Source organism: Pseudoalteromonas sp. JC3 (assembly GCF_030291895.1).
Classification (GTDB): domain Bacteria; phylum Pseudomonadota; class Gammaproteobacteria; order Enterobacterales; family Alteromonadaceae; genus Pseudoalteromonas.
The window spans coordinates 2469619-2489317 of record NZ_CP127855.1 but is presented as its reverse complement, the minus strand read 5'-3'; the positions used below and the strand labels follow the sequence as shown (position 1 = coordinate 2489317).

Below are 19699 nucleotides of genomic sequence, written 5' to 3'. Positions count from 1 at the left end.
AACGGGGCTTTCCTTTCTTATTCTTGAGTTAACGTGCAAAGGGGTCGGCTAGTACCTTGTCTACGTACCATTTGCCTTTTTTGCGCACCATACTGACACTACGCATGTCGTCTACTTGCTCACCGTGGAGCTGACCTGTAAAAATTAAATTAATTTTTGCGCTGTCGCCATACTGTTCGCGCAGACTTTGATTGGTCATATCAACTTCTATGGTGACTTCATCGTATTGCATATTCACTAAATTTCTGGCGAATTGCGACGCAGTACCGTAAGAGCGCATGATACGCGCGTGACGGGGAGTGGCGATTTTCATTGCAGCGTCTAGATCTTTTTTATTATAGAGTGCGTCAAAATACATTGTTGCGGCATATCCAGGAGTGTCCTTGTCACCACTGACATTATCCTCTGAGCCGCACGCTGAGAGTAAAATCATTGCGGCTAAGACAACGAAAGTTTGCTTAATAAGTGACTTTGTCATGCTAAAATACATCATATGCAGTCTAAAATTATTCACAATAAGTTAAGTTTGTCTGCTAACGGCCGATATGTAAAGCCAGTAAATGAAATAAATGTATTATGTGCTAAGGGTTTAAGATGTCTCGTTTAATATCACTAGCTTGGTTCGCTTTATTTTTAGTAGGGTGTGGATCGCAACCTGAAATTAGTAAAGGGGTAACAAGCCAGTTGACGCAAAATGGCATAATACTTGGACACTTTTCTAAAGATGGAAAGTGGAGCGTAACATTAGACAGTAATGCTGAAATCCATATTTATGATAATGCCAATCAGTCTGTCATATTCTCAGTACCCAAAGACAAAATAAAAACACCAGTCAAAGAAGTTTTATTGTCAGATGATAAGGAAATGCTCATCGTGGCAGGTGAAAACCTTATCTCAATTTGGTCTGTCCCAAAGCAAAAGTTGATAACGAACGTACCTTTTGCTGGGGTGAGTCCACTTGCTTCAATCTCTGCTTTAGCGCTTTCCCATAACAACCAGCGTTTGCTTGTTGCGATGGATGATGGCTCACTCAATATGGCGGATCTATTCACGAAGTTAAACAATCGTTTTATGCCACATACTCGGCCGATAGAGCATTTGGCGTTTGATAATAGTGGCGACTATTTTGTTACAGGCGCGCAAGATGGGTTGGTTGCCCTTTGGCAATTTGCCTCACCAGAACCTTTATATGAGCATCAATTTAGTCATCGTGTTACCAGTTTAACAGTGAGTCATGATGGCAAGCATTTATTCGTCTCAGATGGGTTGAATGCGCAACATGTACTAGACTTTGAGTCTGGAAAACAGCTCAGTGAGCTAAAGTATATGGCCCGTTTTAAGATGTTTAGAAAGGCTAAATTTATTTCTGACTCAGGCTTACTCGCGACATCATCGTCAAAGTCTCACCTCTCCATCTGGCGCTATGAGAGCGGGGAAGAATTAGGTACTTGGTCTATTCATACTGAGAATGAGGGGGCAACGGTAGTCGATATGTATGTCCCAAACCCAGACACCTTAGTAACGCTAAATAGCGACGGTATGCTTGAGACGTGGGCGGTTAACGTACTTGCTAAAAAGTAAGGGAGTGAAATCACTCCCTTTAAATCTCAGATTAATTGCAGTTTGACAAGCAAAACTTGAAATTAGGCGCGTTGGAAGTCATAAACGCTACCAAGATTAAGTAGTTGGGTGAGTTCATCTAGTGCAGCATAGGACTCTTGCAGTAGGTTCGGATCAGCTAAATCCTGCTCTGTGACTTTATCGCGATAATGTTTATTGACCCACGCGCTTAGTTGAATAAATTTGTCTTCACTCATCATCACTTCTGGATTTACCGCTTTTAGCTCAGCTTCATTGAGTGCTACACGTAATCGCAAACATGCAGGTCCACCACCATTTTGCATACTTTGGCGTAAGTCAAAAAAGCGTACTTGCGAAATCGGATTTTTTGCACCGAGCATATATTCGATATACGCGGCAACGTTATCATTCTTCGCACATTCCTCCGGTGCAACCAGCATCATCTCGCCTGATGGCAAGGTGATCAATTGTGAGTTAAATAGGTAGCTTTTTACTGCGTCTTCAACACTCACTGCATGTGTCGGAACTTCTACAATATGTAAAGGCTTTTCGCCGATATACGCTTGTCTAATTTTGGTTAGACTGGAGGTTTGATCAATGAAGGCTTGATCATGGCAAAACAGCACATTCTCATTGCCCACCGCAATGACGTCATTATGGAACACGCCTTGATCAATCACATTTGGATTTTGCTGGATAAAAATTGCTTGCTTATCATCTAATTGATGTAGCCTTGCAATCGCTTGACTTGCTTCTAATGTTTGCCGAGCAGGATATTTAGTAGGACCCTTTATATCGCTGTTAAAGCCACTTGAACCGTACACAAATAATTGTAGACCTTTACTGCCATGGCTATCGGCGAGGCGAGTGTGGTTTGCAGCACCTTCATCGCCAAAAAAAGGCTGCTCAGGCAAATGCTGGTGATGTGCAAAATATTGCGCATTAGCGAACATAGCACGAAGTAAATTCGTGGTGGTTTCTGGCTCTATTGAACGGTGAAATTTGCAGTTTAAATTGGCACTTGTGAAATGTACTTTGCCATCGCTGGAATCAATAGAAGGCGATACAGTCGCCGCATTTGCCGTCCACATTGCAGAGGCAGAGTAACAAGCTCGAAGCAATATAGGGTCGTGTTTATATGCTTTTTCAAGTACTTGTGCATCAGTTCCCGAAAAGCCAACGCGACGCAGTGGGGCTAAACTCGGGCGTGCGTGAGGTGCGAATATTCCTTGTTTTAGGCCGATATCATGCATTGCTTTCATCTTTTCAAGACCTTGCAATGCCGCTTCTTTTGGATTAGAGACGCTGGTAGCGTTAGAAAGTGACGCGACATTACCATAAGATAATCCGGCATAATTATGTGTTGGCCCTACTAAGCCGTCGAAATTGACTTCATAAGTCATGAGTGCGGTTCCTGTTGCGAATAGTTATAGATAACTAGTATGAGGCGGTTTCACTGGTTTTTAAAGTGACTTAGGTCAAATTAGGCGTTTGTACTTATTTAGCTTTAGCACGCAGTCATTGCAAAACAAATTAATAGGGAATTGGAATTAACCTATTACAACGCAATTCCTCACGTTTACTAAATTCGACTGCATCCTAGCGAGTCTCCTGATCACAATGGTGAACAGTGGAAAAAACAATTGCTGCAGCCTTAGTTAAACCAGCTTTCATTGCAAATTTATCCCTCGTTGCCCACAATAGGGTTAAATTCCTTTTTATATCAAGGCAAACCATGGAAGTTGAACATCAGGAAATTGCCAATTTTTTAGTAGCTTACCCGCCGTTTTCGGATTTGCCTCAAGAGGCACTACATAAACTCGCAAGCCAAGTCGAAGTAGGTTACTACCGAGCGGGCAGCGGCATTTTGGAATATGGAGAGCAGATCACTTACTTGTATGTGATCCGATCTGGTGCTGTCGAGCTCTATCGGCGCTCAGGTGAGTTATACAATCGTATTTCCACAGGTGGGATCTTTGGCCAGCGTGGTTTATTGATGAATCGCAAAGTTCGTTTTGGCGCTCAAAGCCTTGAAGATACACTAGTGTACTGTATTCCTGTAGGCATTTTTGATGAGTATTGCGACGTTTATGAAGCGTTTGCTGATTATTTTGAAGCAGACGATAATGCGAGACTAAAAATCACGGTTTCTGAGCAAGCCGACAGCAACGATTTGACCACGGCCAAAGTGCGTAAACTATTGCTACGCGATGTGGTGTACGTTGAACGCAACGCCACGGTACAGCAGGCAGCTCAAGTGATGGCAAAAGAGCATGTGTCATCACTACTTATCTATGACCCCGAGAAACCAGTTGTCGAAGATCCAGATGAAGATGATGGTCAGGTGGTTGGCCTTATCAGTGACAGAGATCTTCGTACAAAAGTAGTCGCTGAGGGGCTGAATTATCAAACTCCGGTCTCTGAGATTATGTCGACCGATCTTATTATTGTTGACTCCAATGCCTATGTCTTCGAAGCCATGATGCTGATGCTAAGAGACAATGTGCATCATTTGCCCGTTGTTCATAAGCGTAAACCGATAGGAGTGGTCGCGCTATCCGATATTTTGCGCTATGAGTCTCAAAGCAGTCTGTTGTTTGTTAGAGGGCTAATGGACCAACAAAGTGTTGAAGACTTGAGTAGTTACGCCAAGCAGCTTCCTGCAATTTTTACTCGGATGGTGAATGAAGACGCCAACTCACACATGATTGGTTCTGCGATGTCGATTATAGGCAAAACGTTTAAACACAAGTTACTCGAACTCGCGGAAGCAAAATTAGGTCCGCCACCAATCCCATACTGCTTTATTGCCCTTGGTTCAATGGCTCGGGACGAACAATTAATTGTGACCGATCAGGATAATGCACTGATCTTGGATGACAGTTATCAACCCGCTGAGCATGGCGCTTACTTCGAAAAGTTGGCGAAGTTTGTGTGTGATGGTCTAGCCAATTGCGGCTATAAATATTGCGATGGTGGGATCATGGCAAGCAACCCAGCTTGGCGTCTAACTTACAGTCAATGGTTAGCACAATTTGAAGACTGGATAGAAAACCCCAGTCCTGAGGCTTTACTTAATAGTTCGATTTTCTTTGATCTGGAAGGCGTATGGGGTGAAACAAAATGGGCTGAGAAACTCACTGCTTTTATCAGTAAAAAGGCCAAAAGCACCCCTAAATTTTTGGCTGCGATGGCACATAATGCGCTAAGAAGAACACCGCCTTTGGGCTTTTTTAACGGTTTTGTCCTTGAGCAAGACGGTGAGCACAGGCGTTCGATGAACATTAAACGCCGTGGCACAGCACCGCTTTCAGACTTGGTTCGAGTGCATGCCCTTGGTGTTGGTTCTAAAAAACAAAACTCCTTCGAGCGATTAGAAGATATTGACGAGGCAAATATACTGCCAAAGGGTAAGGTGCTAGATTTGCAAGCTGCGCTTGAATATATTGCCATCATGCGTATTCGCCATCAAGCATGGCAAATTGAGCAGGGCGAAAAGCCTGATAACAGCTTGCCGCCTGAAACACTCTCTGATTTTGAACAGCGTAATCTTAAAGAAGCTTTTGGCGTGTTAGACAAAGCACAGAGCTTTTTAAAGTTTCGCTATCAAAACAAATCCATGATGAAGTAGCGGTGTAATATGCAAGGCGAGATTATGTCATGGCCAAATCGCTTTCAGCATTTGGTAGAAACGTCGAAAGACCCGAGAATTCAAGCATTTTATCAGCAAGGCGTGGTAGATCCTTACCAGCAATTGAGCCAGTGCGAGTTTGTTGCCCTTGATTTTGAAACTACAGGGCTCGACCCAAACACCGATGATATTGTGAGCGTTGGCGTCGTACCATTTGACTTACGACGGATCCGCTTGGCTCAAGCGAAGCATTGGTTAGTGAAGCCAACCAGTCCGCTGGCTGAGGAGTCTGTGGTACTGCACCGGATCACACACTCACAAGTTGAAAGCGCGCCAGATCTGCAAGATATTCTTGAGGAAGTGTTTGCTTCGCTGCATGGTAAAGTCATAGTGGTGCACTATCAGTTTGTCGAAAAGTCATTTTTCGATTCTGCGCTAAAAGCGAGATTGGGTGAGGGTATTGAGTTTCCAGTGATTGATACGATGGAAATTGAAAAGTCAGCGATAAACAACGCCAGAGGCTGGCTTGATAAGCTCAAACGTAAACCAATTCCTTCGGTACGTTTAGCTGACTGCAGAAAGCGCTATGGGCTTCCCTATTATCAGCCACATCATGCCTTGTCCGATGCGTTAGCAACGGCGGAGCTATTTCAAGCTCAAGCTCAATATTGTTTAGACCCATCAGACATGGTGAAACGCTGGTGGAGCTAACCCCAAATAACAAAAAGGCGGAGCATACACCAAGCTCCGCCTGTAATGAGATTAACGACCGTTAGCTTTTAGGCTCAGTTCGAAGCCCGAGGATCAAACTTACACACATCAGTAGTAGTACAAAAGTAAACGGTAAACCTGTTGAAATAGCACCCGCTTGCAGTGCTTCAATTGCCTCTTTACCGCCGATCCACAATAGCGCTGCAGCAATTGCACCCTCAATACTCGCCCAGAATATACGTTGTGGTACTGGGGCATCTATTTTACCACCAGCGGTAATACTATCGATAACCAAAGAACCAGAATCCGACGAGGTGATGAAGAAAACCAGTACAAGTACAATCGCCGTGAACGAGAGTAAATCGCTCATCGGTAGGTTTTCAAACATTTGGAACATCGCCAGTGGCACTTCAGTCAAGCCATCAGTACCTAGAGCGCCAATGCCATTTTTTACCTGATCGATAGCAAGGCCACCATAGATTGACATCCAGATCACGGTTACCAATGTCGGGATTAATAAAACTGCGGTAATAAACTCGCGTATGGTACGCCCCTCAGAAACGCGTGCGATAAACATACCGACAAATGGTGACCAAGAAATCCACCATGCCCAGTAAAATACGGTCCAACCTTGGAACCATGCTTCATCTTCACGACCATGCGGGTTACTCAGTGGAATGATATTTTCAACATAGGCCATTAAAGTCGTCGGAATATTACCCATGGCAATCGCAAAACCTGCAATACCAACGAATACTAATAACACAAATGCAATTAACATATTAACGTTACTAAGTATCTTTACACCGCCATCAATACCGCGAACAACCGAAATAATCGCAAGGGCAGTAACGCCCACAATCACGGCAATTTCTAGACCGAGACCTGCTTCTATGCCAAATACATGTTGGATCCCAGCACCAGCTTGCTGTGCGCCCAGACCGAGTGATGTCGCAAGGCCAAACAAGGTAGCAAGAACGGCGAGAATATCGATGATATGGCCCGGCCAACCCCAAGCTCTGTCTCCTAAAATAGGATAAAAGATTGAGCGGATCGACAGTGGCAAGCCTTTATTGTAGGCAAAGAATGCTAAAGAAAGCGCGACTACGGCGTAAATAGCCCAAGGATGCAAACCCCAATGGTACATGGTCGCGCCCATTGCAAGTTCAGCCGCTTCAGGTGTGTTTGCAGCAACATTTAACGGTGTTTTATACCAGCCAGTGTAGTAGGCGACAGGCTCCGCTACACCCCAAAACATCAGACCAATACCCATACCTGCTGCAAATAGCATCGCCAGCCATGACGCCCGAGTATAGCTTGGTTTGGCGTTTTCACCACCTAAACGAATTTTACCGTAAGGCGATAAAACGAGCACCAAACAAAATAGCACAAAGAAATTACCAGACCACATAAATAGGGCATCAAAGTTACCTATGATATCCCACTTTATGCCGTCTAAAGTGGTTTTAGCTGTGTTTGCATCAACTAATAATACGGCGACTAAAAACGCCAGTATTAATCCAGCACTTACACCAAATACAGGGTTATGTACGTCAAATCCCCACTTTTGAACATTGTCTTGTCCAACTGTGTAGTCTGTATTATCGATGCTGTACTTATCGTGGTGATTGCCCATGATATCCTCTTGTTGTTCTCATCGTGATACGACACCAAGCTGATATACTGAATTAATCGCTAGACAATGGGTGATAACAATTCGACATAAACTAACTATGCAACAAAGCAAAATGTAATCTGGCTATTAATGCTAATCATTAGCGGCTTAGAATGACTTTATCTGCCATACAATATGCTAGCCATAAGCCACAAAAACTACTTAGTCTAGTTTAGATTATTTAGCGTATTCATTCGATTTGTGCGTTTCAATCACATCAGCCGAATGACTATCTAAATATATGATGGGTTTATGTTAGTTACAGCGACAGTATACTGCCTCAATACTTGTAATTAAGATAAACCAACCGAACCGTTATGCTACTAAGCTATGGTATCAATATATTGTGTCAACTTGATATTCAGTCGATGCTTCAAAGCAGCAACTTTTTAGTTTTAAGTTGTACTGACAGGTGAATATTCAATGCCAACCAAAACTATCTCTACTAGTTTAGGGGGTGAGATTGAAAAGTAAATGGCTACTGAATTTTTTATTTAAAAATCATCACATTCATCAACTAGACATAAAGAGTGATGTAAAGTAAAGAGTTTTCCTTTGATGGCATGTGAAAAAAAACCCCTCTTGCGAGGGGTTTTGGGTAACTCAGCGCCTTTGGCACTGGGAATGAGGTCGGTACATTTGTAAGTTAGGGTGTGTCTTACGACGCCTCAAACTGCATTTCAGGGATCTCACCGTCGACGATAAGCTTGCCTGCAGTTTTGCTGATTATTTCATCAACACTAACACCCGGTGCGCGTTCTAGCAAATGGAATGCGCCGTCTTTTACTTCTAACACAGCTAAATCTGTTACGATTTTCTTTACACAATTTACGCCGGTTAGCGGCAATGTGCATGATTCAAGCAATTTAGAATCGCCGTGTTTGCTAGCATGGGTCATGGTCACTATGATGTTGCGTGCACCAGCAACTAAGTCCATTGCACCACCCATGCCTTTGATTAATTTTTTCGGGATCATCCAAGACGCGATATTGCCTTGTTGATCAACTTCAAATGCACCTAGTACCGTCAAGTCTACATGACCACCACGGATCATGGCAAAGCTTTCCGCACTATTAAAAATTGCTGCACCTGTCGCTGCTGTCACGGTTTCTTTACCCGCGTTGATCATATCGGCATCAACTTGGTCTTCAGTTGGGTAGGGACCCATACCCAACAAGCCATTTTCCGATTGCAGCATCACTTCAATGCCTTGTGGTACGTAGTTAGCCACTAAGGTTGGAATACCTATGCCTAAGTTAACGTAGTAACCGTCTTCAAGCTCTTGCGCCACGCGCATCGCAATTTGTTCACGATTTAAACCCATGATTGCCTCCTATTTGCGCGTTGTGACACGTTCAATACGTTTTTCAAAGTCACCTTTGATCACGCGATTGACATAAATACCTGGGGTGTGGATTTGACTAGGCTCAAGCTCACCCGGTTCTACGATTTCTTCAACTTCCGCTACGGTGATTTTTCCGGCTGTCGCCGCCATTGGGTTAAAGTTCATTGCTGTGTGGCGGAACACCAAGTTGCCATAGCGATCTGCTTTCCAAGCCTTAACAATAGCAAACTCACCGGTAATTGATTCTTCCAAAATATATGGTCGGCCATCAAATTCTTTTACTTCTTTACCTTCAGCAACGGGAGTACCGTACCCTGTTGCCGTGTAAAAAGCTGGGATCCCGGCGCCACCAGCGCGCATCTTCTCTGCAAGCGTACCTTGTGGTGTTAATTCAACGTCAATAATGCCATCGAGAAGTTGCTGTTCAAACAGCGCATTTTCACCAACATAAGAGGCGATGATCTTCTTAATTTGACGATCTTTAAGCAAAATACCTAAACCAAAGTCGTCGACCCCGCAGTTGTTTGAAACTACGGTAAGTTCTTTTGTTTGCAGGCGCTTAATTTCTGCAATTAAGCCTTCTGGAATACCACACAAACCAAAGCCACCTGCGATGATGGTATCGCCGTCTTTAAGACCCGCCATCGCTTCGCTGTAGCTTGATACGACTTTATCGAAACCGGCCATAAGCCCACTCCTAATAATGTTATTGTTTTAAGATTGACAAGTTTGTTTGAGTGCTAACGACACTTTACTGCTTGGTGTCTTGCCTAGCGCATCACAAATTGTCCATCCTGCTTTTGCTAGCCTTTCTAAATCAATTCCACACTCAATGCCAAGTCCTTGCAGCAAGTAAACTACATCCTCAGTGGCAACATTTCCTGACGCGCCTTTGGCGTAAGGGCAACCACCGAGACCTGCAACGGCGCTATCAACAGTTGCGATCCCCATTTGCAGGGCCGTGTGAATATTCGTTAATGCTTGTCCGTAGGTATCATGGAAATGCACCGCAAGCTTGTCAGCAGGGATATGTTGCAGTAACAAGGTGAGCAGCTGCTGGACTTTTTTAGGCGTACCAACACCGATAGTGTCGCCTAGGCTGATTTCATAACAACCAAGTGACAACAATTGTTTACATACCGCTAAAACTTGCTCTGGTTGTACTTCACCTTGATATGGGCAACCAACCACGCAGCTAACATAACCTCTTACTTTTATGTTGTTTTTTTGTGCAAGTTCAACAACGGGACGAAAGCGTTCAATACTTTGTTCAATCGTGCAGTTGATGTTTTTTTGCGTAAATGCCTCACTGGCGGCAGTAAAAATGGCAAATTCGTCGACCTGATTTTCTAGTGCAAGCTCTGCGCCTTTAAGGTTTGGCGTTAGGGCGCTTATTTCAACACCTTCACTACGCTCAAAGCCTTGGATCACCGCAGCAGAATCGGCCATTTGTGGCACCCATTTGGGCGACACAAACGCGCCTGCTTCTATGTGCTTGAGACCAGCGTCTTTTAACGCGTTAACCAGCGAAATTTTAGCTTCTGTGGCAACACTGACCTCATTTTGTAAGCCGTCACGTGCGCCGACTTCTACAATTTTGACGTTAGCCGGATACTGAGACATTAGTCTTGCTCCTCAACAATCGCCAGCATATCGCCATGACTGACCAGCTCGCCTTCTGCAAAGCAGTATGAAGTGAGCGTGCCATCAAATGGTGCATTGAGCGTATATTCCATCTTCATGGCTTCGATTATCACCACGGCATCGCCTTTATTAACTTGGGTACCGACGGCTAACAAATGCTTAACCACGGTGCCGTTCAATGGCGCTGCCAGCGGTGCAGCTTCGTGCTCATGATCGCTAATGTAATGCTTTGACTTGAGTTCAACGGTATGTTGATACGGGCCATACATAATAGTGATCGCGGTTTCGGTCACAATGGCACTGGCGTGTAACCTTTCACCATCAATCACCACTGTTAACTGGTGTCCATTTAATTCACATTCAATTTGGTGGATTTGCTCGTTAAACGAAACCTTCCAACCACCTTGAGATTGATAGGCACAGGCGACATGATCTGCAAATGGTAAATCCACTTTCGCGGTTTGGTTAAGCCTAAAGCCTAAGTTTCCCCACACCGTGTTTTTACATGGTTGTTGGTGGCTAAGGTAGGCCGCACTTGCTAATAACACCATTTTATCCAGCGGCGTATTCGATTGAGTTAATACCTCAGTTTGCGTGTCGATAAAGTGGGTATCAGGCGTACCAGCTGTGAAAGTAGGGTGGCCTGCTAAGTGATGTAAAAATGCAATATTGGATTTTAAACCGCACAGATGTACTTGCTCTAAACTCGATTTTAGCTTTAGTAACGCTTGCTCGCGGTTTTTGCCATGAACAATAAGCTTGGCGATCATAGGATCGTAAAATGGACTGATCTCATCGCCTTGTTGCACGCCAGTGTCAATTCTTATGCCATCTTTGGCTTCAGGAAAGCTAAGATGTGAAAGTACACCTGAAAACGGCATGAAGTTTTCTTCAGGGTCTTCTGCGTAAATACGCGCTTCAAAGCTATGACCGGATAACGAAACCTGCTGTTGAGTCAGCGGTAGCTGTTCACCCGCAGCAACCATGAGTTGCCACTCGACTAAATCGAGGCCAGTTACCATTTCCGTCACAGGGTGCTCTACTTGCAGGCGAGTATTCATTTCCATAAAGAAGAACTCATCGCCACATAATAAGAACTCTACTGTACCTGCGCCGCGATAGTTAATCGCTTGCGCACAGCGTACTGCCGCTTCACCCATAGCTTTGCGCATAGCATCACTCAAACCTGGCGCGGGCGCTTCTTCAATCACTTTTTGGTGACGACGCTGTAGTGAACAGTCTCTATCACCGAGGTAAACACAGTTACCGTGACTATCGGCAAAAACTTGTACTTCAACGTGACGAGGCTTATCAACAAAACGCTCAAGCAGTACTAAGTCATTGCCAAAACTCGCTGCAGCTTCACGTTTAGCGCCATGTAGTGCCGATAAAAACTCGCTGTTTTCTCGTACCACGCGCATCCCTTTACCACCACCGCCGTAAGCGGCTTTGATAAGTACCGGAAAGCCGATTTTTTCTGCTTCTGCCTGTAAGAAATCATCTTCTTGTTTGTCGCCATAATACCCTGGGACTAAAGGCACATTAGCGTCATGCATGATTTCCTTGGCACGTGTCTTAGAACCCATCGCTTCAATAGAGCTTGCCAGCGGACCAATAAACGCAATGTTTGCCGCTTCGCATGCTTTTGCGAATACTTCATTTTCAGACAAAAAACCATAACCTGGGTGGATGCAATCGACGCCCGCCGCTTTGGCGACTTCAAGAATTCGGTCTGCGACCAAATAAGACTCTTTACTTGGTGCCGGACCGATATGATAGGCTTCGTCAGCTGTTTTCACATGCATCGCATTGGCATCTGCATCAGAATAAACTGCCACTGTGGTTAGGCCCAATTTCTTTGCGGTGCGCATCACGCGGCAGGCAATTTCACCACGGTTCGCGACTAGAATTTTAGTTAGCATGTTGACTCCTATTCGCTTGCGGCGGTTTGCCAGCGTGGTGCTCGTTTATCGAAAAAGGCGCTAAGCCCTTCTTGGCCTTCGTCACTTACTCTAATTTCAGCGATACGCTTTGCGGTATGGGCGATCAACGCTTCATTTATTTCTTTACCTGCAACTTCGTTGATCAGTGCTTTGGCACTTTTCACAGCAGCAGGGCCATTGTTAAGTAAGGTATCGAGAAAATCCGCTTCGCTTTTTGCTAAATCATCGCTCAATTCGTGAATTAAACCCATTTCTAGCGCCTTTTCACCATCGAAGACTTCGGCTGTTAAAAAATAGCGTCGCGCTTGGCGCTCCCCAATGGCTTTAATGACATAAGGACTAATCACAGCCGGAATAAGACCAAGCTTGACTTCACTTAAACAAAATTTAGAGTTGTGCTCTGCAATGGCGATATCACAACAGGCGATTAACCCAAGCGCACCGCCAAAAGCAGCACCTTGCACCAAACACAGCGTTGGGTGAGGGCAAGTGGCCAGCACTTGCATTAATTTAGCAAGTTCTAAAGAATCAGCGACGTTTTCGTCATAGTCGTTGTCTGCCATGGATTTCATCCACGCCAGATCAGCCCCCGCTGAAAAGTGTTTACCTTCGGTTTTTAATACCAGCGTTCTGACATCGAGACCGCTGGCATATTCGATATTCTTAATGAGTTCGGCAATCACCTCCGCATTGAAGGCATTATGTTTTTCTGGGCGACTTAGCTCTAAAATCGCCACTTTGCTTTTTGTTATATTTAAAGTGACAGGCATAAGTGCTCCTTACATTCTGAAGACGCCAAATTTAGATTCTTTTTGCGGCGCATTGCTCGCAGCCTCTAAGGCAAGACCAAGTACTGTGCGCGTATCCGCAGGGTCGATAACGCCATCGTCCCAAAGCCTTGCGCTGGCATAGTATGGGTGTCCTTGCTTTTCGTATTGCTCGATAATTGGCTTTTTAAATTCGCTCACTTCGGCATCGCTCATGCTAAGGCCTTTGCGCGCTAAACCATCTTGTTTAACCTGCGTTAATACGCCTGCTGCTTGTTCACCACCCATTACGGAGATCCGTGCGTTTGGCCACATCCACATCATGGTTGGCTCGTAGGCTCTACCACACATGCCATAGTTACCAGCACCATATGAGCCGCCAATCAATACTGTAAACTTAGGCACATCAGCACAGGAAACGGCTGTTACCATTTTTGCACCGTGCTTAGCGATACCTTCCGCTTCGTATTTTTGGCCAACCATAAATCCAGTAATATTCTGCAAAAACAGCAGCGGAATATTGCGCTGTGCACAGAGTTGAATAAAGTGTGCGCCTTTTTGCGCGGATTCAGAAAAGAGAATACCGTTGTTTGCTACGATCCCTACAGGGTGACCATAAATTTCAGCAAAACCAGTCACGAGTGTTTCGCCGAAGTAGCGTTTAAATTCATCAAACTGAGAATCGTCCACGATACGGGCAATGACTTCGCGTACATCAAATGGTTTTTTCAGATCCGTACCAACAATGCCATACACCTCACTGATGTCATAACGTGGTGGTTTGGCATCTTGCAGGAACGGGCGAGTAGGGCGCTGATGGTTAAGGCGTGACACGCACTGTCTTGCGATAGAAAGCGCATGCTCGTCATTTTCTGCATAGTGATCGGCTACACCTGAGACTTTACAGTGAACATCTGCGCCGCCTAAGTCTTCTGCACTCACTTCTTCACCCGTGGCCGCTTTAACAAGTGGTGGCCCTGCCAAGAAAATGGTGCCTTGTTCTTTGACTATAATACTTTCATCGGCCATTGCTGGTACATACGCGCCGCCGGCGGTACATAACCCCATGACCACTGCGATTTGTGGGATCCCCTTTGCAGACATACGGGCTTGATTGTAGAAAATCCGACCAAAATGCAATTTATCTGGGAACACTTCATCTTGTTCTGGCAAGTTCGCACCGCCAGAATCCACTAAATAAATACAAGGAAGATGGCAGCGCTCAGCGATTTCTTGCGCTCGTAGGTGTTTTTTTACAGTAATAGGGAAATAGGTTCCCCCTTTTACCGTCGCATCATTTGCCACAATCATGCATTCAACGCCTTTGACGCGTCCGATCCCGGCGACCACACCAGCACAAGGAATATCTTGCTCGTAAACGCCAAACGCGGCGAATTGGCCAATTTCTAAAAACGGCGAGCCCTCGTCAAGCAAGGTTTCAATTCGGTCACGTACAAATAATTTACCGCGACTTTGGTGACGGGCAATAAGCGCTTCACCACCACCTTGGCTCAATGTGGCAACTTTCTCTTTAAGATCAGCAACCAGCGATGCCATCGCATCGCTGTTTGCCTTAAACTGGGGATCATGCGGATTAACCGCAGAATTTAGTACCGTCATGTAGCACTCCTAGCGACTTTCGTTGAATAGCTCACGTCCGATAAGCATACGGCGGATCTCAGACGTACCAGCGCCAATTTCATACAGCTTGGCATCGCGAAGTAGTCGACCTGTAGGATATTCATTGATATAACCGTTTCCGCCTAGTAGCTGAATGGCATCAAGTGCAAGTTTGGTTGCAAGTTCTGCGGCATATAAAATCGCACCAGCAGCATCTTTACGAGTGGTTTCGCCACGGTCACAGGCTTTTGCCACGGTATAAACGTATGAGCGTGCTGCGTTCATTTGCGTGTACATGTCAGCAACTTTGCCCTGCACCAGCTGGAATTCACCGATGGATTGGTTAAATTGTTTACGCTCGTGAATATAAGGTACTACCACATCCATACAAGCCTGCATAATACCAAGCGGACCGCCTGCTAACACCACACGCTCGTAGTCAAGACCACTCATGAGTACCTTAACGCCTTCGTTGTATTCGCCAAGGATGTTTTCTGCAGGTACTTCGCAGTTTTCGAATACCAGCTCACAGGTGTTTGAACCACGCATTCCAAGTTTGTCTAACTTTTGTGCCGTTGAAAAACCAGGGAAGCTTTTTTCGACGATAAAGGCTGTGATCCCGCGAGGGCCTGCATTGGTGTCCGTTTTTGCGTAAATCACAAAAACGTCGGCATCTGGACCATTGGTGATCCACATTTTATTACCGTTAAGGATGAACTTGTCACCTTGCTTTTCAGCACGCAGTTTCATTGACACGACGTCAGAGCCAGCATTGGGCTCACTCATTGCTAGTGCACCGATGTGTTCACCGCTGATAAGTTTTGGTAGATATTTTTCTTTTTGGGCTTGGTTACCGTTACGGTTAATTTGGTTTACACATAGGTTTGAGTGTGCGCCGTAGCTTAAGCCAATTGATGCACTCGCACGGCTTATCTCTTCCATTGCGATAACGTGTTCAAGATAACCCATGTTTGAGCCGCCAAATTCTTCAGCGACGGTGATCCCAAGTAGGCCCATTTCGCCAAACTTTGGCCACATTTCGTTTGGAAATGCATTTTCTTGATCTGTTTTTTCAGCCAGTGGGGCAATTTCACTGGTCGCAAAGCTATTCACATGATCACGGATCATGTCTGCTGTTTCGCCTAGTCCAAAGTTTAATTCTTTATATAAAGATACTGTGCTCATCGGTCTTCATCCTGTTGTGAGAGTTTATTTTTCGAGCTCGTGTAGGGTGTCGCGACAACGGCGCTCAGCCGTCACCAGTTCCATTAAGACAACTTTAATGTCGTCCATCTGTTGGCTTAAGTCGGCTTTTTTCTCTTCAATGAGTTGCAACATGGTTTTAAGTTGCTTTTCGCTCGATTTGTCGGCGTCGTAAAGCTCAAATAGTCGGCCAGTTTCAGCAAGTGTAAAACCAAGGCGTTTGCCGCGAAGGATCAGTTTTAATCGAACTTTGTCACGTTTTGAGTAAATACGCGTTTGTCCTTGGCGCCTAGGAGAAAGGAGTCCTTGGTCTTCGTAAAAACGAATACTGCGAGTAGTAATATCAAATTCTTTAGCTAACTCGCTGATTGAATAGGTAGGTTCATTAATTTCTTGCATTTTTATTTACACTTACAACGTCACTGATTAGACCAATATAAGTGAAGTTTACGTAAAGGTAAAGTAAGAATGGCAGATCCTTCTTTAGTCTTATAAAAGGAATAATCTGTCCGTTCGAATTGTCATCAAATCTTCATTACAGCTAGAGAAAATAAGCCTTGGAAACAAATTTGTGCAAGTTAGCTTTACACTTTCACTGATCTCGTTTGGCTTGATTTTAGATTTACGTTGGCGTAAACGTAAATATTATGTATGCTCGAATACAGAGTTAATTTTTAACAAGCCAAGATTGGCTTGTAAACAGGAGTTTTGCAATGAGTAACGAAGCTGTTGTCATCGTCGCTGCTAAGCGTACACCAATGGGTGGCTTTATGGGAAGCCTATCTGACGCAACCGCGACAGACTTAGGTGCGACTGCAATTAAAGCAGTAATGAATGAAACAGGCCTTAGTGACGCGAGTATAGACGAAGTTATCATGGGTTGCGTACTACCCGCAGGCCTAGGTCAAGCGCCAGCGCGTCAAGCGATGCTACATGCGGGGCTTGCACGCTCGACGGGAGCAACCACTATTAACAAGGTGTGCGGCTCGGGTCTAAAAGCGGCGATGTTCGCGCATGATCTCATCCGCTCAGGTAGCATTAATTCTGCTATCGCTGGTGGCATGGAAAGCATGACTAACTCACCTTACTTTATTCCAAAAGCCCGTGGCGGAATGCGCATGGGTCATGGCGAAATCAAAGACCATATGATGGCTGATGGCTTAGAAGATGCTTATGACAATAAAGCGATGGGTTGTTTCGCACAAGCTACTGCTGATGAATATGGCATTACCCGTGAGCACATGGATGAATTTGCACTTGGCTCACTAAGTAAAGCAAACGCCGCAATCGAAAATGGCAGCTTTGGCAATGAAATTGCCCCTCATGTAATGAGTACGCGTAAGGGGGATGTTGAGGTTAATACTGATGAGCAACCTGGTAACGCGCGTCCAGACAAAATTCCATCACTTCGCCCAGCATTTAAAAAAGACGGCACTATCACTGCTGCTAACTCTTCGTCTATTTCTGATGGTGCAGCAGCGCTGATTTTAATGAGTGAATCAGAAGCGAAAAAGCACGGTTTGACACCACTTTGTAAGATTGTTGCCCATGCAACTCACTCACAAGCGCCTGCTGAATTTACCGTGGCACCAGTCGGTGCGATGAATAAACTGCTTGAAAAAGCAGGTTGGTCGACAGCAGACGTTGACCTTTGGGAAATCAACGAAGCGTTTGCCATGGTGACTATGTTAGCTATCAACGAAATGCAGTTAGATAGCAACAAAGTCAACGTCAACGGTGGTGCTTGTGCACTAGGTCACCCAATCGGTGCAAGCGGTGCACGCATCTTAGTTACACTTATCCATGCACTAAAAAACCGTGGCTTATCAAAAGGCGTAGCGTCACTATGTATCGGTGGTGGTGAAGCTGTAGCGCTCGCGGTAGAAGTGTAAGTTACTGCAATTTATTTCGTTCAAGGGGCGCTGCGTTTTCCATAATTCTAATCATTCACGCAGCGCATAAACTCGTTTTATGGGGAGGAGTGCTTCATGCACCAAGTACCTTTATACATCAACGGTGAATTTTCACAGTCTCAGTCTGACAAATGGTTAGACGTCGTTAATCCGGCTAATCAAGAAGTGTTAGCAAAAGTACCTTGTGCTACTAACGAAGAAGTACAAGCTGCAATTCATTCAGCTCAAGAAGCATTTAAAACGTGGCGTAATGTTCCGGTAACTGAGCGTGCGCGAATTATGATGCGTTATGCAGCGCTTCTTAAAGAGCATCAAGAAGAAATCGCAACCATCATTTGCCATGAACTAGGCAAAACTTTTGAAGATGCGAAAGGTGATGTATGGCGTGGTATTGAAGTGGTTGAGCAAGCATGTAATGCCCCTTCAATGATGATGGGCGAGACGGTAGAAAACGTTGCCCGAAATATCGACACCTATTCATATACCCAACCGCTAGGCGTTTGTGCGGGTATTACGCCATTTAACTTTCCAGCGATGATCCCGCTGTGGATGTTCCCAATGGCAATTGTATGCGGTAACACCTTTGTACTTAAGCCATCAGAGCAAGATCCACTAACGCCAATGCGCTTGGTTGAATTGTTTGAAGAAGCTGGTGCGCCAAAAGGCGTACTACAGGTAGTACACGGTAGTAAGGATCAGGTTGACCAAATCCTTGAAGCGCCGGAAATTCGCGCGATTTCTTTCGTAGGTTCTTGTGGTGTTGGTCAGTACATTTACAGTAAAGGTACGCAAAACCTCAAACGCGTTCAAGCGTGTGTCGGTGCGAAAAACCACATGGTTATCATGCCTGATGCGAAAAAAGAACAAGTGATCAATAACCTGGTTGGCTCTTCGGTCGGCGCGGGTGGTCAGCGCTGTATGGGGATCTCAGTTGCTGTGTTTGTTGGGCAATCACAACAGTGGGTAGAGGAACTAAGAGACGCAATGGCGAAGGTTCGTCCTGGCGTTTGGGATGATCCTGAAGCCGCTTATGGTCCGCAAACGACGCCGCAGGCTAAAGCGCGCATTCTGTCGCTGATTGACAGTGGTAAGCAGCAAGGCGCAACGTGTTTGCTAGACGGTTCTGATTTTACAGTTGAGGGTTATGAAAATGGTAACTGGGTAGGTCCAACACTATTTTCAAATGTCACAACTGAAATGGATATCTACAAAGAAGAAATCTTTGGCCCAGTCCTTTGTTGTGTCTTTGTCGATAGTTTAGATGAAGCAATTACGCTTATTAATAACAACCCATACGGCAACGGCACCTCATTATTCACTGCAAGCGGTGGCGCAGCACGTAAGTTCCAGCGTGAAATCGAAGTGGGTCAGGTCGGCATTAATATTCCTATTCCTGTGCCATTGCCGTTCTTCTCATTTACTGGTTGGAAGAACTCATTCTACGGCGACCAACACACCTATGGTAAGCAAGGCGTGCGTTTCTATACAGAAACCAAAACGATTACCTCACGTTGGTTTGACGATGAGGCTGTCAGTGGTCCAAATATGAGTATCAACCTTAGATAACTCATATTGCATAGCGTGCTCTGCAGGGGGAGCACGCTATTTTTTACCAAAACGATAAGAATTACCGACACACATTCAGGGTGTCAGAACAGCAAGAGAG

At 45.0% G+C, this 19699-nt stretch carries 16 protein-coding genes; 5 read left to right on the top strand and 11 right to left on the bottom strand.

The genetic code is table 11. The features are described from left to right. Positions 1-28: 28 nt before the first annotated feature. The gene (locus QSH61_RS10350) at positions 29-478 is read right to left on the bottom strand and encodes a hypothetical protein (protein WP_010378604.1); all 450 of its coding nucleotides are present in this window, start codon (positions 476-478) and stop codon (positions 29-31) included. 116 nt (positions 479-594) lie between these two features. Here QSH61_RS10350 and QSH61_RS10345 point away from each other — a divergent pair, with 116 nt between their 5' ends. Beyond that, positions 595-1581: a WD40 repeat domain-containing protein gene (locus QSH61_RS10345; RefSeq protein WP_095727524.1), complete on the top strand. Its 987-nt coding sequence runs from the start codon at positions 595-597 to the stop codon at positions 1579-1581. Positions 1582-1643: 62 nt separating this feature from the next. Here QSH61_RS10345 and astB read toward each other — a convergent pair whose 3' ends face one another. After that, complete coding sequence (gene astB / locus QSH61_RS10340) at positions 1644-2984, bottom strand: N-succinylarginine dihydrolase (protein ID WP_206472047.1); 1341 nt, start codon at positions 2982-2984, stop codon at positions 1644-1646. A 332-nt stretch (positions 2985-3316) separates the two neighbouring features. Between astB and QSH61_RS10335 the strand changes: the two genes are divergently transcribed. After that, on the top strand, positions 3317-5212 hold the full coding sequence (locus tag QSH61_RS10335; RefSeq protein WP_039497644.1) for a DUF294 nucleotidyltransferase-like domain-containing protein: 1896 nt from the start codon (positions 3317-3319) through the stop codon (positions 5210-5212). Between the two features lie 24 nt (positions 5213-5236). Further along, positions 5237-5923 (top strand): 3'-5' exonuclease, encoded by a 687-nt coding sequence (locus QSH61_RS10330; RefSeq protein WP_051009502.1) that lies wholly within the window; start codon positions 5237-5239, stop codon positions 5921-5923. A 61-nt stretch (positions 5924-5984) separates the two neighbouring features. Here the strand turns inward: QSH61_RS10330 and QSH61_RS10325 are convergent, their stop codons facing one another. From QSH61_RS10325 to QSH61_RS10285, 9 genes are all read right to left on the bottom strand, one after another. Then, complete coding sequence (locus tag QSH61_RS10325) at positions 5985-7559, bottom strand: BCCT family transporter (RefSeq protein ID WP_010604943.1); 1575 nt, start codon at positions 7557-7559, stop codon at positions 5985-5987. A 697-nt stretch (positions 7560-8256) separates the two neighbouring features. Then, complete coding sequence (locus QSH61_RS10320) at positions 8257-8922, bottom strand: CoA transferase subunit B (protein WP_010604942.1); 666 nt, start codon at positions 8920-8922, stop codon at positions 8257-8259. A gap of 9 nt (positions 8923-8931) precedes the next feature. After that, positions 8932-9630 (bottom strand): CoA transferase subunit A, encoded by a 699-nt coding sequence (locus QSH61_RS10315; protein WP_010378612.1) that lies wholly within the window; start codon positions 9628-9630, stop codon positions 8932-8934. Between the two features lie 27 nt (positions 9631-9657). After that, the gene (locus QSH61_RS10310) at positions 9658-10566 is read right to left on the bottom strand and encodes a hydroxymethylglutaryl-CoA lyase (protein WP_174168762.1); all 909 of its coding nucleotides are present in this window, start codon (positions 10564-10566) and stop codon (positions 9658-9660) included. After that, entirely contained in the window at positions 10566-12509 is a 1944-nt protein-coding gene (locus QSH61_RS10305; RefSeq protein ID WP_206472045.1) for an acetyl/propionyl/methylcrotonyl-CoA carboxylase subunit alpha, read from the bottom strand. The genes QSH61_RS10310 and QSH61_RS10305 overlap by 1 nt, the downstream gene beginning before the upstream one ends. Positions 12510-12517: 8 nt before the next feature. Then, a complete protein-coding gene (locus QSH61_RS10300; RefSeq protein ID WP_206472043.1) occupies positions 12518-13300 on the bottom strand; it encodes an enoyl-CoA hydratase-related protein in 783 nt (260 codons plus the stop codon). Positions 13301-13309: 9 nt separating this feature from the next. After that, positions 13310-14917: a carboxyl transferase domain-containing protein gene (locus QSH61_RS10295; RefSeq protein ID WP_010604938.1), complete on the bottom strand. Its 1608-nt coding sequence runs from the start codon at positions 14915-14917 to the stop codon at positions 13310-13312. A 9-nt stretch (positions 14918-14926) separates the two neighbouring features. Then, positions 14927-16102 (bottom strand): isovaleryl-CoA dehydrogenase, encoded by a 1176-nt coding sequence (locus QSH61_RS10290; RefSeq protein WP_010378622.1) that lies wholly within the window; start codon positions 16100-16102, stop codon positions 14927-14929. A 24-nt stretch (positions 16103-16126) separates the two neighbouring features. Then, positions 16127-16519, bottom strand: a complete 393-nt coding sequence (locus QSH61_RS10285) for a MerR family transcriptional regulator (RefSeq protein WP_010378624.1) — start codon at positions 16517-16519, stop codon at positions 16127-16129. 314 nt (positions 16520-16833) lie between these two features. On the opposite strand from QSH61_RS10285, the gene QSH61_RS10280 reads away from it, so the two are divergent. Continuing rightward, complete coding sequence (locus tag QSH61_RS10280) at positions 16834-18012, top strand: thiolase family protein (RefSeq protein ID WP_010378626.1); 1179 nt, start codon at positions 16834-16836, stop codon at positions 18010-18012. Between the two features lie 96 nt (positions 18013-18108). Further along, positions 18109-19599, top strand: a complete 1491-nt coding sequence (locus tag QSH61_RS10275) for a CoA-acylating methylmalonate-semialdehyde dehydrogenase (RefSeq protein ID WP_045988107.1) — start codon at positions 18109-18111, stop codon at positions 19597-19599. The last annotated feature ends 100 nt before the right edge of the window (positions 19600-19699 follow it).

Bases quoted from the DNA above. Each gene is read 5' to 3' on its own strand.
- QSH61_RS10335 (WP_039497644.1), top strand. From the start codon at position 3,317: ATGGAAGTTGAACATCAGGAAATTGCCAATTTTTTAGTAGCTTACCCG.
- QSH61_RS10345 (WP_095727524.1), top strand. From the start codon at position 595: ATGTCTCGTTTAATATCACTAGCTTGGTTCGCTTTATTTTTAGTAGGG.
- QSH61_RS10285 (WP_010378624.1), bottom strand. From the start codon at position 16,519: ATGCAAGAAATTAATGAACCTACCTATTCAATCAGCGAGTTAGCTAAA.
- QSH61_RS10350 (WP_010378604.1), bottom strand. From the start codon at position 478: ATGACAAAGTCACTTATTAAGCAAACTTTCGTTGTCTTAGCCGCAATG.
- QSH61_RS10310 (WP_174168762.1), bottom strand. From the start codon at position 10,566: ATGTCTCAGTATCCGGCTAACGTCAAAATTGTAGAAGTCGGCGCACGT.
- QSH61_RS10305 (WP_206472045.1), bottom strand. From the start codon at position 12,509: ATGCTAACTAAAATTCTAGTCGCGAACCGTGGTGAAATTGCCTGCCGC.
- QSH61_RS10295 (WP_010604938.1), bottom strand. From the start codon at position 14,917: ATGACGGTACTAAATTCTGCGGTTAATCCGCATGATCCCCAGTTTAAG.
- QSH61_RS10290 (WP_010378622.1), bottom strand. From the start codon at position 16,102: ATGAGCACAGTATCTTTATATAAAGAATTAAACTTTGGACTAGGCGAA.
- QSH61_RS10280 (WP_010378626.1), top strand. From the start codon at position 16,834: ATGAGTAACGAAGCTGTTGTCATCGTCGCTGCTAAGCGTACACCAATG.
- QSH61_RS10300 (WP_206472043.1), bottom strand. From the start codon at position 13,300: ATGCCTGTCACTTTAAATATAACAAAAAGCAAAGTGGCGATTTTAGAG.
- QSH61_RS10315 (WP_010378612.1), bottom strand. From the start codon at position 9,630: ATGGCCGGTTTCGATAAAGTCGTATCAAGCTACAGCGAAGCGATGGCG.
- astB (WP_206472047.1), bottom strand. From the start codon at position 2,984: ATGACTTATGAAGTCAATTTCGACGGCTTAGTAGGGCCAACACATAAT.
- QSH61_RS10320 (WP_010604942.1), bottom strand. From the start codon at position 8,922: ATGGGTTTAAATCGTGAACAAATTGCGATGCGCGTGGCGCAAGAGCTT.
- QSH61_RS10330 (WP_051009502.1), top strand. From the start codon at position 5,237: ATGTCATGGCCAAATCGCTTTCAGCATTTGGTAGAAACGTCGAAAGAC.
- QSH61_RS10325 (WP_010604943.1), bottom strand. From the start codon at position 7,559: ATGGGCAATCACCACGATAAGTACAGCATCGATAATACAGACTACACA.
- QSH61_RS10275 (WP_045988107.1), top strand. From the start codon at position 18,109: ATGCACCAAGTACCTTTATACATCAACGGTGAATTTTCACAGTCTCAG.